Consider the following 14,323-nt stretch of genomic DNA (forward strand, 5'->3'; position numbering starts at 1 on the left):
GACGACCCGTACCGGTCAGCCCCGCGAGGCCTTCCGCCCGTCGAAGCCCCCGCCGTTGAGGAGGACGACGCTGGTCTGCTCGGCCAGCCGGAACAGCGGGTCGACGGGCTCGTGGTTCTTCTCCAGGAAGTCCGCGAAGTCCTGCCCGTGCACCCGCTCGGCCTCCGCGATCAGGTCCAGCTCGATGAAGTACCCGGCCGGCGGCCGGAGGCGCGAGCGGGAACGCGAGAACGACCGAGGCCCCGGTTCTTTCGAACCGGGGCCTCGATCATCAGGGTGAGTAACGGGACTTGAACCCGCGACATCCTGGACCACAACCAGGTGCTCTGCCAGCTGAGCTATACCCACCATGCCCGGCGGTTTCCCCGAAGGTTTCCCTGACCGGCCGAGAAGAAGTCTACAGGGTCCGGGAGGGTGCTCGCGCCCGCATTGATCCGGGGCGCGAGCGGGACCTACCCGACGGGGGTCATTCGGCCGGGACGACGTGGCGGGCCGCGATCTGCTTCGCGGTCTCCGAGTCCGGACCGGGCCGCGGGACGAAGATCGCCTCACGGTAGTAGCGCAGCTCGGCGATGGACTCGCGGATGTCGGCGAGCGCCCGGTGGTTGCCGTTCTTCTCCGGACTGTTGAAGTACGCCCTCGGGTACCAGCGGCGGGCCAGCTCCTTGACCGAGGAGACATCGACGATCCGGTAGTGCAGGTGGCCCTCCAGGGCGGGCATGTCCCGGGCGAGGAAGCCGCGGTCCGTGGAGACCGAGTTCCCGCACAGGGGCGCCTTGCCGGGCTCCTTGACGTGCTCGCGGATGTACGCGAGGACCTGGGCCTCCGCGTCGGCGAGCGTGGTGCCGTCGGCGAGCGCGTCCAGGAGTCCCGAGGACGTGTGCATCTGGCGCACGATCTCCGGCATGGTCTCCAGGGACGAGTCCGGCGGGCGGATCACGATGTCCACCCCGTCGCCGAGCACGTTCAGTTCCGAGTCGGTGACCAGTGCGGCCACCTCGATGAGTGCGTCGTCCGTCAGCGAGAGCCCGGTCATCTCGCAGTCGATCCACACCATGCGATCGTTCATGCGTCCTACCTTAGGGGCTCTTCACCCAGGGGGTGTCGTGCCGATCCGGCGGGCCGCGGCGCCCGGCACCGCGGGCGAGCGGTCCGGCGGACGTCGAAGGGCGCCCGGGGGAGGTCTCCCCGGGCGCCCTTCGGTCCCGCGTGCGCCGCTCGTGGCCGCGCGGGTCGGTGCTACGGCGCGCTGCGCTGGCCCGGGAGCGAGGCGCGCCCCGGAGCGTAGGCGTCGGACTGCGGCCTCCCCGGGTCCAGCGGGGACGCCGGGCGCCGGATGCCGGCCGAGACCTGGGCGGGCACGACCGCGTCGAGCACCGCCGTGCCGGTCTCACCCTGCGGCCGCCGCGCGCGGTACGCCGCCCGGTAGGCGGCCGGCGAGGAGCCGAGCTGGCGCCGGAAGTGGCCGCGCAGCGCCACCGGCGAGCGGAAGCCGCACCGGCCCGCGACCTCGTCGACCGAGTAGTCGGAGGTCTCCAGCAGCCGCTGTGCCTGGAGCACCCGCTGGGTGATCAGCCACTGCAGCGGTGCCGAACCGGTCAGCGAGCGGAACCGGCGGTCGAAGGTCCGCCGTGACATGTACGCGCGAGCGGCCAGGGTCTCCACGTCGAACTGCTCGTGGAGGTGCTCCAGCGCCCAGGCGACGACCTCGGCCAGCGGGTCGGCGCCGATCTCCTCGGGTAAAGACCTGTCGAGGTAGCGCTCCTGACCGCCACTGCGCCGCGGCGGTACGACCAGCCGGCGCGCCAGGGCGCCCGCGGCCTCCGTGCCGTGGTCGGTCCGCACGATGTGCAGGCACAGATCGATTCCGGCCGCGGTGCCCGCGGAGGTCAGCACGTCCCCGTCGTCGACGAAGAGCTCCCGCGGGTCCACATGGACCGACGGGTAGCGCTTGGCGAGCGTCGGCGCGTACATCCAGTGCGTGGTCGCCGGCCGGCCGTCGAGCAGGCCGGCCGCGGCGAGGACGAAGGCACCGGTGCACAGACCGACGATCCTCGCGCCCTCCTCGTGGGCGCGGCGCAGCGCTTCGAGCGCCTCCGGCGGTGGCGGCGAGGTGATCGACCGCCAGGCCGGGACGACGACGGTGCCCGCGCGGCTGATGGCCTCCAGGCCGTAGGGCGCGGTCAGTTCGAGCCCGCCGGTGGTCCGCAGCGGGCCGTCCTCGCCGGCGCAGACGAGAAGGCGGTAGCGGGGCACCCCGGCGTCCTGCCGGTCGATGCCGAAAACGGAGAGCGGGATGGAGCTCTCGAAGATGGGGCCGCCACTGAACAGCAGCACCGCGACGACTTCGCGACGGCGGCGCCCGGTCAGTTTCCGTGCGGCCTCCGGTGCGGCGGAGTCCTGGCTCATGACGCTAAGCCCCCCTCGGTGTTCGCGTCTCCCTGGTCGTGTCGCTCCTGCACGTTTCCCCTCGGTTTTGCACGAGACCCCAGTCTTCGGTACCCATGATCGAATCTACTGCGTCCTGTGCCGCCGGCGTGACAAGTTCTCCGTCCGGTGGATTGTCGACAAGGCCACTTGGCGCGAAGCGATCGATCGGGAAGTCTTCCGTCCGGTGGCCGCCGGGGGAAGGGGTGCCGCGACGAACGCCCCCGTACGCGGGGGGTGTGAGCCCTTGGGGCGGGGCATATTCGGGTGTCGGCGCCAGGGTTGGCCAACCGTTCCGCCAAGGACTCGCCGACGGATGGAAGTTGGCCGAAAACATATGGGTTCGGGTGTACGAACCTGTCAACTCCAAGGGGGGCGGGCCTCGCCGGGGCACCGTTTCGGCCCGGTTTCGTCCCGGCGCTACCGCCTCCCGCGGAGACTCTCGCCGCGCAGGCCGCGTTCCGAGCGGCGCAGCAGCACCCGGCAGGCCGCCGTCACCGAGACGAGCCCGAGCGCGGTCCCGGCCGCCCCGCCGAGCGAGGTGCCGTAGACGACGAGGACCACCGGGACCAGCGCGCAGCAGAAGACCGCCCAGCGGACGACGTCGTCGGCCTGGTCCGCCGTACCCGCCCCCGGTGCCGATCCCGGGGCCGGCCTCGCCGCTCCCGGCCCGGTGCCGGGCTCGGGGGCCGCGGGGGCGGGGGAGGAGAGGACGGGCGCCCGGCGGCGGCCGCGGGGCCCGGCGAGCGGGACGGCGGGGGCGGTGGGGGTCTGGCCGGCTGCGGTCGATGGTGCGGGCACGTGCGGTCTCCCTGCGACGGTGGGCTGGACCTGTGGCAACGAGGAGTGGAACGTTCCGGTCACTCTGGGCGACGTCCGTTTGGCCCCCGTACGGACGCCTGTAGGACACAACCGGCATTGCCAGATCCCGAGCCGCTCGTGCATGCTCCCTGGAACGCCGCGCGCGAGCGGCGGGCACGCCAGGAGTGGCCCGGCGGGCTCTGGGCAGGAGAGGAGTGTCGCCGTACCCTTGGGGGTATGGGCTTGGGAAGATGATTCCCGGACACGACACCGCTTCGCCGCCCGTTGTTCCGTCCCCCTCCTTTCCCCGTCCCTTCGCACGAGGACTCCCTTCGCCGAGACACCGATGGCCGGTCACGAAATCCCCGAACCCGCGGACCGCAAGCGCGTCGCCGACTCCACGGTCGACCCCCTGGCGGTAGAACAGCCACGTCACGCCTGCGACCCGGCCTTCCGGCACGGGGTCGTCGTCGGCTTCGACGGCTCCATGTCCAGTGAGCGAGCCCTCGCGTACGCCATCGGGATGGCCAGGCGCTCCGGCTCGGGCCTGATCATCGTGCACGTGGCCAACCGGCTGCCCACCACGGTGTGGGCCGGCTGCGAGCCCCCCGTCTTCGTCGACGTGCCCGACCACCGGACCGAGGTCCTCGGTCTGGAGCTGGCCTGCGCCGAGCACCTCTCCGAGGTGCCGTGGATCCTCGTCGAGCGCGGTGGGGACATCTGCCACGAGCTGGAGGAGGTCGGCCGGGAGTACTCGGCCGACGCGATCGTGGTCGGCTCGACGCACGGCATCGTCGGGCGGATCTTCGGCTCGGTGGCCGGCCGCCTCGCGCGCCGCGCCCAGCGGCCCGTGATCGTCATCCCGTAGCGCGCGCCCACCGGCCCGTGAACGCCATCCCGGAGCGCGCGCACCGCGTCCGTCCCGCGCGCCCCGGTGGCTCTCTTTCCCAACTGCCGTCATCCGGCCATAAATTCAGCCTTCGACAGGTGAATTGTGTGCTTGTGAAGGGTACATAAAGGTCACCGGATCACAGCAGCTCACGCAGGACACCTGCGCATCTGAAGGGAGCCCGCCGTGGACAAAGACGTCGCCGCGGGAAACACCACTTCCACTCTCGGCCACCTCGCACTCGGACTGACCCTGCTGGCCTTCGGCCTGGGCGGTACGGGTGTCATCGACAACGTCGCGGCAGCGGATGCCGCGGGCCTCGCCACCTGGGTCGGCGGGGTCACGCTCTTCCTCGTCGGCCTGCTCGCCCTCCGCGCGGGCGACAAGGGGGACGGCACGGCGTTCACGGCGCTCGGCGCCTTCTGGTTCACCTGGGGGACCGCGGTCGGCGGCGGCGCCACGGCCGACGCCGTGGGCGTCTTCCTGCTCCTGTGGGCGCTCCTCGCGCTCACGCTGACGCTGGCCGCCTCGGGCAGCGGACTGTTCGGACAGGGCGTGTACGGGCTGCTGTTCGTCGCGCTCCTGCTGCTCGGCATAGGGGCGCTCGCCGACAACGGGGGCCTCGGGAAGGCGGGCGGCTGGGTGGCCGCGGTCGCCGGCCTCGTCGCCTGGTACGGCGCCACGGCGGCCGTCGCGGGCTGGCCGACGGCCCTGGGCAGGGCGAACCGCGGTGCGGCGGCGGCGGCGAGCTGACCGAAGGAGAGCGGCGCCCTGCCGGAGGCGAACGAGCCCGTGGAAAGGGAGAAGCGGTCCCCCTCGCACCTGGGTGTGCGAGGGGGACCGCTCCGTGTCCGGTCGAACCGCCGGGGGACAGGCCCGGGGGTGCGGGTCGGGGGACAGGCCCGACGTGCGGCTCGGGGGGACAGGCCCCGAGGCCGCCGCTACTCGACCGTGACGGACTTGGCCAGGTTGCGCGGCTTGTCGATGTCGCGGCCCATGGCGAGCGCCGTGTGGTAGGCGAGGAGCTGGAGCGGGATGCCCATCAGGATCGGGTCCAGCTCGTCCTCGTTCTTCGGCACGATGATGGTGTGGTCGGCCTTCGCCTGCGGCTGGTGCGCGACCGCGAGGATGCGGCCGCTGCGGGCCTTGATCTCCTCCAGGGCGGCGCGGTTCTTCTCCAGCAGGTCGTCGTCGGGGACGATCGCGACCGTCGGCAGGGCCGGCTCGATGAGGGCGAGCGGGCCGTGCTTCAGCTCGGAGGCCGGGTACGCCTCGGCGTGGATGTAGGAGATCTCCTTCAGCTTGAGGGAGGCCTCCAGGGCGACGGGGTAGCCCCGGACGCGGCCGATGAACATCATCGACTGCGCGCCCGCGTACTCCGCGGCGATCTTCTTGATCTCGTCCTCGGTCTCCAGGATCTCGCTGATCTGCGCGGGCAGCTTGCGCAGGCCCTCGATGATCCGCTTGCCGTCGGTGACGGACAGGTCGCGGATGCGGCCCAGGTGCAGGGCGAGCAGCGCGAAGGCGGTGACCGTGTTGGTGAAGCACTTGGTGGAGACGACGCAGACCTCGGGGCCGGCGTGCACGTACACGCCGCCGTCGGCCTCGCGGGCGATGGCGGAGCCGACCACGTTGACCACGCCGAGGACGCGGGCGCCCTTGCGCTTGAGCTCCTGGACGGCGGCGAGCACGTCGTAGGTCTCGCCGGACTGGGAGACGGCGATGTAGAGGGTGTCGGGGTCCACGACCGGGTTGCGGTAGCGGAACTCCGAGGCCGGCTCGGCGTCGGCGGGGATGCGGGCCATGGACTCGATGAGCCCGGCCCCGATGAGGCCGGCGTGGTACGAGGTGCCGCAGCCGAGGATCTTGATCCGGCGGATGGTGCGGGCCTCGCGGGCGTCCAGGTTCAGGCCGCCGAGGTGCACGGTGGAGAAGCGGTCGTCGATCCGGCCGCGCAGCACGCGGTCGACCGCGTCGGGCTGCTCGGAGATCTCCTTGTGCATGTACGTGTCGTGGCCGCCCATGTCGTAGGAGGCGGCCTCCCACTCGACGGTCTCGGGGGTGGCCGTGGTGGTGGTGCCCGAGGTCGTGTACGTACGGAAGTCGTCGGCCTTGAGGGTGGCCATCTCGCCGTCGTTCAGGGTGACGACCTGGCGGGTGTGGGCGATCAGGGCGGCGACGTCGGAGGCGACGAGCATCTCCTTCTCGCCGATGCCGAGGATGACCGGCGAGCCGTTGCGGGCCACGACGATGCGGTCGTTGAAGTCCGCGTGCATGACGGCGATGCCGTAGGTGCCCTCGATGACCTTGAGCGCCTCGCGGACCTTCTCCTCCAGGGTGGAGGCCTGCGAGCGGGCGATCAGGTGGGTGATGACCTCGGTGTCGGTCTCGGAGGCGAAGACGACGCCGTCGGCCTCCAGCTTGGCGCGGAGCTCCTGGGCGTTGTCGACGATGCCGTTGTGGACGACGGCGACCTTGTTCTCGGGGTCCAGGTGCGGGTGCGAGTTGACGTCGCTCGGCGCGCCGTGGGTGGCCCAGCGGGTGTGGGCGATGCCGGTGGTGCCGGTGAAGCGCTTGGGTACACGGGCTTCCAGGTCACGGACGCGACCCTTGGCCTTCACCATCTTCAGGCCGGAGGCCTTCGGGCTGGTGACGACCATGCCGGCCGAGTCGTATCCCCGGTACTCGAGTCGCGCCAGGCCCTCAAGGAGCAGGGGGGCGACGTCGCGCTTTCCGATGTAACCGACAATTCCGCACATAAAGGTGAAACCCCTCCAGGTCAGTGGATGTACTCGGCCGTCCGGGCGGTCCGGTCCGCCGTCAGCCGTAGACGATGCGGCGCAGCTGCCGGAGCGACAGTTCCGGTGGCGCCACGGCCCGGTGCGGCAGTTCCGCCGCGATCCGTTCGAAGATCTCGGCGTTCACGGCCCCGCCGGACTGCAGTTCGCGGTGGCGGCGCCGGACGAACTCCTCGGTCGTCTCGTCGAAGTACGCCAGCACGTCGAGGATCACCCGGGCGGCCTCACCGCGCTGGAGCGCGGTGCTGCGGACCAGATGGTCGATGAGGTCGTCGTGCGACGGGCGGCGTTCGAGCACCCGTGAATACTGAGGGGTTCTCATCGACTTTCGCAAGAATCCTGCCCGATATCGGGCAGGGGTGTTGCGATGAGCCCCCCCGAAGAGAGGCTTGGTCCAGACCTTGACCGAACGGAGTCTCGGCGGTACGCATGGTGACGGTTCGGATATACAACTCGACAGACGCGTCCAACGCTCGAAGGGGACCAAAGCCTGTGAGACAGCGCCGAACGATTCCGCGCCTGATCGGATCCCTGCTCCTGGTCGCCGCCGCCGGTGTCGGCTGCGGCGAGGCCGCGGCCGACACCCGGGGGGACGGCAAGAGCGGCGACGGCCGGGCGGCCGCGGCCGAACCCGAGATCCGCCCGCTCGGCCGCATCGTGCCCCTGCCCGCCTCCGTCACCCCCGGCGGCGAGCCCTACACCCTCACCCACGCCACCCGCATCGGCGTGGACACGGTCAACCGGGAGACCCGGGAGATCGGCCGCTACCTCGCCGGACTCCTCCGCCCCGCCACCGGCTTCCCGCTGCCCGTCGTCGACGACGCCGCCGCCCGCGGCGGCATCCGGCTCCGGCTCAGCCCCGGCGACACCGCCCTCGGCGCCGAGGGCTACCGGATCAGCTCTGCGCCCGGCGGCCTCACCCTCACCGCCCGCGCACCCGCCGGCCTCTTCCGCGGCGTCCAGACCCTGCGTCAGCAGCTGCCCTCCGCCGTCGAGCGGAAGAGCGTCCAGAACGGCCCCTGGAAGATCGCGGGCGGCACGATCACCGACACCCCGCGGTACGGCTACCGGGGCGCCATGCTCGACGTCGCCCGCCACTTCTTCACCGTCGACGAGGTGAAGCGGTACATCGACCAGCTCGCCCTCTACAAGGTCAACACGCTCCACCTGCACCTCTCCGACGACCAGGGCTGGCGCGTCGCCGTCGACTCCTGGCCCCGGCTCACCACCTACGGCGGCTCCACCGAGGTCGGCGGCGGCCCCGGCGGCTTCTACACCAAGGAGCAGTACCAGGAGATCGTCCGGTACGCCGCCTCCCGCTACCAGGAGGTGATCCCCGAGATCGACATGCCGGGCCACACCAACGCGGCCCTCGCCTCATACGCCGAACTCAACTGCGACGGCGTCGCTCCTCCCCTCTACACCGGCATCAAGGTCGGCTTCAGCTCGCTCTGCGTGCCGAAGCCCGTCACGTACGACTTCGTCGACGACGTGATCCGCGAGATCGCCGCCCTCACCCCCGGCCGCTACCTCCACATCGGCGGCGACGAGGCGCACTCCACCAGCCACGCCGACTACGTGGCCTTCATGAACAAGGTGCAGCCGGTCGTCGCGAAGTACGGCAAGAAGGTCGTCGGCTGGCACCAGCTGACCGGCACCACCCCCGCCGAGGGCGCCCTCGTCCAGTACTGGGGCCTCGACCGCACCCCCGCCGCCGAGAAGGAGCGGGTCGCGGCGGCCGCGCGGAACGGCGCCGGGCTGATCCTCTCGCCCGCCGACCGGACGTACCTCGACATGAAGTACACCAAGGACACCCCGCTCGGCCTCGCCTGGGCCGGGTACGTCGAGGTCCAGCGGTCGTACGACTGGAACCCGGCCACCTATCTCCCCGGCGCTCCGGAGAGCGCCGTCCGGGGCGTCGAGGCGCCGCTGTGGACCGAGACCCTCGCCACCACGGACGACCTCGACGTCATGGCCTTCCCGCGCCTCCCCGGCGTGGCCGAACTGGGCTGGTCGCCGGCGTCGAGCCACGACTGGAACACGTACAAGGTCCGCCTCGCCGAACAGGCCCCCCGCTTCGACGCGCTGGGCATCGACTACTACAGGTCGCCGCAGGTGCCGTGGCCGGCGCCGTAGCCACCGCCGCGTAGGAACGCCCGGCCGGGGAAGCCCTGGCCGGGCGTTTCGTATCGGCGCGACGGTCAGCGGACGCCGAGCCCGCCGTCCTTGACGCCGGCGACGAAGGCGGCGAACGCGGTGGCGGGAAGGGTGAGGACGGGGCCCGTGGGTCGCTTGGAGTCCCGGACGGGGAGCTGATGGTAGGCCGTCGGCATGGGCTGGGGAGGGGTCAGGCGAAGCGGGCGATCGGGTTCACCAGGTCGCCGACGAGCTGGAGGGCCGCCGACGGGTCCGACAGGTCGACCATCTGCCTGTTGTCGCGGAGCTGGAGGCGGTTGAGGGCCGACAGGGCGAAGGTCTCCGCGAACATGTCGTACCGGGCGAACTTGTCCGCCAGTTCCGGCTTCGACCGCTCGTAGGCCCGTACGCACTCCGCGACCGTCCGCCAGAAGCCGTCCTCGTCGAGGACGCCCTCCGTCGCCAGCGTCGCCGCCAGGAAGCGGAAGAAGCAGTCGAAGACGTCCGTGAAGACCGACAGGAGCTTCATGTCCTCGGGGACCTCCGCGCGGACCCGCTCCACCGCGGGCGGCAGGACCGCCGCCGGGTCCATGACGACGATCTCCTCGGCGATGTCCTTGAAGATCGCCCGCGCGACCGCGCCGCGCTCGTCGAGGACCAGGATCACGTTCTCGCCGTGCGGCATGAACGCCAGGTCGTACGCGTAGAAGCTGTGCAGCACCGGCAGGAGGTAGGCGTCCAGGTACCGGCGGAGCCAGACGGCCGGCTCCAGGCCCGACTCCTCGATCAGCGCGCCCGCGAAGGACGCCCCCTTGTGGTCCACGTGGACGAGGGAGGCCATCGTCGCCAGGCGCTCGCCCTCGGCGAGGGTCGGTACCGGCGACTCGCGCCAGAGCGCGGCCAGCATCTTGCGGTACGGCGAGTACCGGTCCGTCGCGGCCTCGTACTCCAGGTGCCGGTAGCCGACGGCCGCCCGCTCGCGGATGATCGAGAAGCGCGCCGCGGCGAAGACGGAGTCCGACTCGATCAGGGTGTGCAGCCAGTCGTTGATGGCCGGGGTGGCCTCCATGTACGCGGCCGAAAGGCCCCGCATGAAGCCCATGTTGAGGACGGAGAGCGCCGTCTTGACGTAGTGCTTGGCCGGGTCCGAGGTGTTGAAGAAGGTACGGATGGACTGCTGGGCGAGGTAGGTGTCGTCGCCCTCGCCCAGGTACACCAGACGCTGCCACGCGATCTCGGCCGCGAAGGTGACCGAGAGCTTGTTCCACCACTGCCAGGGGTGGACCGGCATCAGGAGGTAGTCGGCCAGGTCCAGGCCGCGGGCGGCGAGGGTCGCGGCGAAGCCGTCCACCGTCGCGTCGCCCAGCTCCGCGCGGACGAAGGTCTCGTAGTCGATGCCCTCGCCGGCGGTGAACGTGGTGCGGTCGCGCCGGGCCGCCAGCCAGATCAGGTGGATGCCGTTCGCGGCCTCGGGGGCGTACGCGCGGAACTCGTCGACACCGAAGCCGAGCCGGCCGTTGTTGGCGACGAAGCAGGGGTGGCCCTCGGTCATCCCGGTCTCGATCGCCTGGAAGCCGGACCGGGCCAGCTCGGCGGAGGTGACGGGCGGCTTGGTCGCCTTGTAGGCCGTACCGGCGAGGGTGGAGGAGATCTCCTCCAGGTAGACCGGCAGTACCTCGTCGCTCAGGCCGAGGGCCCCGCGCAGCTCGGTGACGAACCCGAGCGCGTCGAGCGGCAGCCGCTCGTCGCCGCGGTGGCGGCTGATCGACTCGGGGTAGACCTGCCAGTGGTCCAGGGCGTACCGGTCGGCGGTGAAGCGGTACTCGGTCGCGCCGTCGTCGGAGCGGACCGCGTAGCGGCTGTCGCCCAGCTCGCGCGGGTCGAGGAGCCGCTCGTGGGCGAACTCGGCGAGGCCCTTGCGGATCAGGGCCCGGTTGGCGTCGGCCCACAGCTCGGGGGTGAGGTGGGCGACGGGGTTCTCGGTGGAACGGGGGGTGCTCACGCGGCGGCTCCCACGGCGGCCTCGAACCGGGCGCGGGTGCAGAAGCTCAGCAGGGCCTTCTTCTCCGGCTTCTGGATCTCGCGCTCGGGCACGAAGCCGACGGCCTCGTTGAGCGCGTGGACGGCCTTGTTGGACACGTCGGGCTCGACGACCACGCGGGCGGTCGCCGGGTCGGCGAACAGCTCGGCCATCACGGCGGTGATCACCCTGCGGGTGAAGCCGTGCACCGGGGTGTCGGTCGGGGCGACGAGGAAGTGCATGCCGACGTCACCGGGGAGCGGGTCGTAGAGCCCGACCAGCTCCAGGTGGGCCGGGTCGTAGCGCTCCATGAGGACCGCGGGGACCCCGTCGACCAGGCCGATGAACGCCTCGTGGTGCGGGTGGGCGGCGAAGGCCGTGTACTCGCGCACGACGTCGTCCAGGCTCGCGTCCTGCATCATCCAGAAGGCGGCCTTGGGGTGGGTGACCCAGGCGTGGAGCAGCTCCGCGTCCTGGACGGGATCGAGCGGGCGGAAGCGGACGGTCATGCGGCGAACTCCTGGAAGGCGATGTTCTTCTCGACGGGGTAGTGGTCGTAGCCCAGCATCGCCCCGATGATGTACGCGTTGCGGTACGCCCCCATGCCGAGGTCGGGCGAGGTGATGGAGTGCGTGTGCACGGCGGAGTTCTGCAGGAAGATCCCGCGGCCCGTCGTGTCGATCGCGTAGTTGCGGGCCACGTCGAAGCGGCCCCTGCCGTCCCAGCGCAGCCGGTCGCGGACCGGCTCCAGGAAGGCGGGGACGGTGTACTTGTACCCGGTGGCGAGGATGAGGCCCTCGGTGTCCAGGGTGAAGTCCTTCTCCTGCTCCTCCTGGCGGAAGCCGAGGGTGTACGTGCCGGTCGTCTCCTCGTACGCGGCGGTGTGCAGCGCGGAGTTGGTGAGGAGCCGGGTGGGCACGGGGCCGTCGAGGTTCTTCTGGTAGAGCAGGTCGAAGATGGCGTCGATCAGCTCGCCGTCGATGCCCTTGAAGAGGCCCTTCTGCTCGGTCTCCAGGCGGTAGCGGGTCCGCTCGGGCAGCGCGTGGAAGTAGTCCACGTACTCCGGGGAGGTCATCTCCAGGGTCAGCTTGGTGTACTCCAGCGGGAAGAAGCGCGGGGAGCGGGTCACCCAGTTCAGCCGGTAGCCGTGGACGTCGATCTCGCTCAGGAGGTCGTAGTAGATCTCGGCGGCGCTCTGGCCGCTGCCGACCAGGGTGATCGACCGCTTCTTCTGGAGCTCCGCCTTGTTCGGCAGGTAGCGCGAGTTGTGGATCAGGTCGCCGCCGAGGTCCCGGCAGGTCTCGGGGACGTACGCCGGGGTTCCGGTGCCGAGGACGATCCGGCGCGAGCGGAACGTCTCTCCGGCCTCGGTGGTCACCGCGTACACCTCGGTGGCCTCGTCGAAGGTCACGGCGGTGACGGTCGTCGAGAAGCGGATCGAGGAGAGCCGCGCGGCGGCCCAGCGGCAGTAGTCGTTGTACTCGGTGCGCAGCGGGTAGAAGTTCTCCCGGATGTAGAACGAGTACAGCCGGCCCTTGTCCTTCAGGTAGCTGAGGAAGGAGTACGGCGAGGTCGGGTCGGCCATCGTGACCAGGTCCGACATGAACGGGGTCTGGAGGTGGGCGCCGTCGAGGAACATCCCCGAGTGCCACTCGAAGTCGGGCTTCGACTCCAGGAAGACGCCGTTCAGCTCGTCGATCGGCTCGGTCAGGCAGGCGAGTCCGAGGTTGAACGGACCGAGCCCGATGCCGATGAAGTCGTGGATCTCGGTCGTCTCAGGCGTGGACAAGGGTCTCTCCCAGGTACTGCTCGGCGTGGCCGGCGATCAGATCGAGGACGGCGGCGATGTCGGCCGCGGTGGTCTCGGGGTTGAGCAGGGTGAACTTGAGGTACTGGCGGCCGTCGACCTTGGTGCCGGCGACGACCGCCTCGCCCGAGGCGAACAGGGCCTTGCGGGCGTGCATGTTGGCCCGGTCGATCTCCTCGGGCGAGGCGGCGCCGGCCGGGACGTAGCGGTAGACGAGGGTGGAGAGCCGCGGCGCGACCACGACGTCGTAGCGCGGGTCGGCGGCGAGCAGCGCGAAGCCCTCGGCGGCCAGGTCGCAGACCTCGTCGAAGAGCTGCCCGACACCGTCGGCGCCCATCACGCGCAGGGTCATCCAGAGCTTGAGCGCGTCGAAGCGGCGGGTGGTCTGGAGTGACTTGTCCACCTGGTTGGGGATCCGCTCCACGACCGTCCGGGCCGGGTTGAGGTAGTCGGCGTGGTAGGTCGCGTGGCGCAGGGTCGCCCCGTCGCGGACCAGGACCGCCGAGGAACTCACCGGCTGGAAGAAGGACTTGTGAAAGTCGACGGTGACCGAGTCGGCCCGCTCGATGCCGGCCAGGAGGTGGCGGCGGGTCGGCGAGGCGAGCAGTCCGCAGCCGTAGGCGGCGTCCACGTGCATCCAGGCGCCGTACTCGTCGGCCAGGGCGGCGATCTCGGGCAGCGGGTCGATGGAGCCGAAGTCGGTGGTGCCGGCGGTGGCGACGATCGCCATCGGGACGCGGCCCTCGGCGCGGCAGGCCTCCAGCTCGGCGGCGAGGACGACGGACCGCATCCGCTTGTCCCGGTCGACCGGGACGGAGACGACGGCGTCCTGGCCGAGGCCGAGGAGGGCCGCCGACTTCTGGACGCTGAAGTGGCTGCACTCGGAGGAGAAGATCCGGAGCTTCGACAGGTCGTCCGTCTTCGCCTCCTCGCGGGCGAGGAGGAGGGACTGCAGGTTGGACTGCGAACCGCCGCTGGTGAACACGCCGTCGGCGGCCGGGCCGAAGCCGATGCGGCCGTTCGTCCAGTCGACGAGCTTGCGCTCGATGAGGGTGCCGCCCGCGCTCTGGTCCCAGGTGTCGAGCGACGAGTTGACCGCCGAGAGGACGGCCTCGCCGAGGACGGCGGGGATGACCACCGGGCAGTTGAGGTGGCCCAGGTAGCGGGGGTGGTGGAAGTAGACGGCGTCGCGGAGGTAGACGCTCTCCAGCTCGTCGAGGGCGGCGGAGGAGTCACCGAGCGGCCGGTCGAGGTCGACGGCGTCGATGACGGGCGCCAGCTCGGCGGGGGTCACCCCGGTGAACGGGGCTCGCGTCGCGGCGAGTCGGTCCGCCACGCGCGCGACTCCTTCGGTGACGGCGCGCCGGTAGCTCTCCGCCGTGGCGTCGTTGAGCAGGTGCGAGCGCATGTGGGGGGCCTCCTGGTGCGGGGCTCGGTCGCGCCCT

Annotated in this window: 13 protein-coding genes, 1 tRNA gene and 1 pseudogene; 3 read left to right on the forward strand and 12 right to left on the reverse strand. The window is 71.1% G+C overall.

What is annotated here, in order from left to right:
* Positions 1 to 36 precede the first annotated feature (36 nt).
* From ACRRSS_RS04560 to ACRRSS_RS04580, 5 genes and pseudogenes are all read right to left on the reverse strand, one after another.
* A pseudogene (locus ACRRSS_RS04560) lies at positions 37 to 198 on the reverse strand (aspartate 4-decarboxylase); the annotation flags it as partial.
* A 77-nt stretch (positions 199 to 275) separates the two neighbouring features.
* Positions 276 to 348 (reverse strand) — tRNA-His (locus ACRRSS_RS04565).
* 118 nt (positions 349 to 466) lie between these two features.
* A complete protein-coding gene (gene orn, locus ACRRSS_RS04570; protein WP_435969926.1) occupies positions 467 to 1,069 on the reverse strand; it encodes an oligoribonuclease in 603 nt (200 codons plus the stop codon).
* Positions 1,070 to 1,239: 170 nt separating this feature from the next.
* Complete coding sequence (locus ACRRSS_RS04575) at positions 1,240 to 2,409, reverse strand: helix-turn-helix domain-containing protein (protein ID WP_435969927.1); 1,170 nt, start codon at positions 2,407 to 2,409, stop codon at positions 1,240 to 1,242.
* 438 nt (positions 2,410 to 2,847) lie between these two features.
* The gene (locus ACRRSS_RS04580; protein WP_435969928.1) at positions 2,848 to 3,228 is read right to left on the reverse strand and encodes a hypothetical protein; all 381 of its coding nucleotides are present in this window, start codon (positions 3,226 to 3,228) and stop codon (positions 2,848 to 2,850) included.
* A gap of 346 nt (positions 3,229 to 3,574) precedes the next feature.
* Here ACRRSS_RS04580 and ACRRSS_RS04585 point away from each other — a divergent pair, with 346 nt between their 5' ends.
* Together ACRRSS_RS04585 and ACRRSS_RS04590 are read left to right on the forward strand one after the other, a co-directional pair.
* The gene (locus ACRRSS_RS04585; RefSeq protein ID WP_351898230.1) at positions 3,575 to 4,096 is read left to right on the forward strand and encodes a universal stress protein; all 522 of its coding nucleotides are present in this window, start codon (positions 3,575 to 3,577) and stop codon (positions 4,094 to 4,096) included.
* 207 nt (positions 4,097 to 4,303) lie between these two features.
* On the forward strand, positions 4,304 to 4,870 hold the full coding sequence (locus ACRRSS_RS04590; protein WP_435969929.1) for a GPR1/FUN34/YaaH family transporter: 567 nt from the start codon (positions 4,304 to 4,306) through the stop codon (positions 4,868 to 4,870).
* Positions 4,871 to 5,058: 188 nt separating this feature from the next.
* Here the strand turns inward: ACRRSS_RS04590 and glmS are convergent, their stop codons facing one another.
* Both glmS and ACRRSS_RS04600 read right to left on the reverse strand, forming a co-directional pair.
* A complete protein-coding gene (gene glmS, locus ACRRSS_RS04595; RefSeq protein WP_435969930.1) occupies positions 5,059 to 6,876 on the reverse strand; it encodes a glutamine--fructose-6-phosphate transaminase (isomerizing) in 1,818 nt (605 codons plus the stop codon).
* 61 nt (positions 6,877 to 6,937) lie between these two features.
* Positions 6,938 to 7,213, reverse strand: a complete 276-nt coding sequence (locus ACRRSS_RS04600; RefSeq protein WP_435969931.1) for a hypothetical protein — start codon at positions 7,211 to 7,213, stop codon at positions 6,938 to 6,940.
* A gap of 194 nt (positions 7,214 to 7,407) precedes the next feature.
* On the opposite strand from ACRRSS_RS04600, the gene ACRRSS_RS04605 reads away from it, so the two are divergent.
* A complete protein-coding gene (locus tag ACRRSS_RS04605) occupies positions 7,408 to 9,051 on the forward strand; it encodes a beta-N-acetylhexosaminidase (RefSeq protein WP_435969932.1) in 1,644 nt (547 codons plus the stop codon).
* 65 nt (positions 9,052 to 9,116) lie between these two features.
* Here ACRRSS_RS04605 and ACRRSS_RS04610 read toward each other — a convergent pair whose 3' ends face one another.
* From ACRRSS_RS04610 to ACRRSS_RS04630, 5 genes are read right to left on the reverse strand one after another with little or no spacing between them, the layout of a single operon-like run.
* Positions 9,117 to 9,248, reverse strand: coding sequence for a DUF397 domain-containing protein (locus ACRRSS_RS04610; RefSeq protein WP_435969933.1), 132 nt, complete (start codon positions 9,246 to 9,248; stop codon positions 9,117 to 9,119).
* Between the two features lie 14 nt (positions 9,249 to 9,262).
* On the reverse strand, positions 9,263 to 11,053 hold the full coding sequence (locus tag ACRRSS_RS04615; RefSeq protein ID WP_435969934.1) for an IucA/IucC family protein: 1,791 nt from the start codon (positions 11,051 to 11,053) through the stop codon (positions 9,263 to 9,265).
* Positions 11,050 to 11,580, reverse strand: coding sequence for a GNAT family N-acetyltransferase (locus ACRRSS_RS04620; protein ID WP_435969935.1), 531 nt, complete (start codon positions 11,578 to 11,580; stop codon positions 11,050 to 11,052). The genes ACRRSS_RS04615 and ACRRSS_RS04620 overlap by 4 nt, the downstream gene beginning before the upstream one ends.
* Positions 11,577 to 12,860 (reverse strand): lysine N(6)-hydroxylase/L-ornithine N(5)-oxygenase family protein, encoded by a 1,284-nt coding sequence (locus tag ACRRSS_RS04625; RefSeq protein ID WP_435969936.1) that lies wholly within the window; start codon positions 12,858 to 12,860, stop codon positions 11,577 to 11,579. The genes ACRRSS_RS04620 and ACRRSS_RS04625 overlap by 4 nt, the downstream gene beginning before the upstream one ends.
* On the reverse strand, positions 12,847 to 14,286 hold the full coding sequence (locus ACRRSS_RS04630) for a pyridoxal phosphate-dependent decarboxylase family protein (protein ID WP_435969937.1): 1,440 nt from the start codon (positions 14,284 to 14,286) through the stop codon (positions 12,847 to 12,849). Before ACRRSS_RS04630 ends, ACRRSS_RS04625 begins: the two co-directional genes overlap by 14 nt.
* Positions 14,287 to 14,323 lie beyond the last annotated feature (37 nt).

The sequence above is a fragment of the Streptomyces sp. Qhu_M48 genome (assembly GCF_051305195.1).
GTDB lineage: Bacteria > Actinomycetota > Actinomycetes > Streptomycetales > Streptomycetaceae > Streptomyces.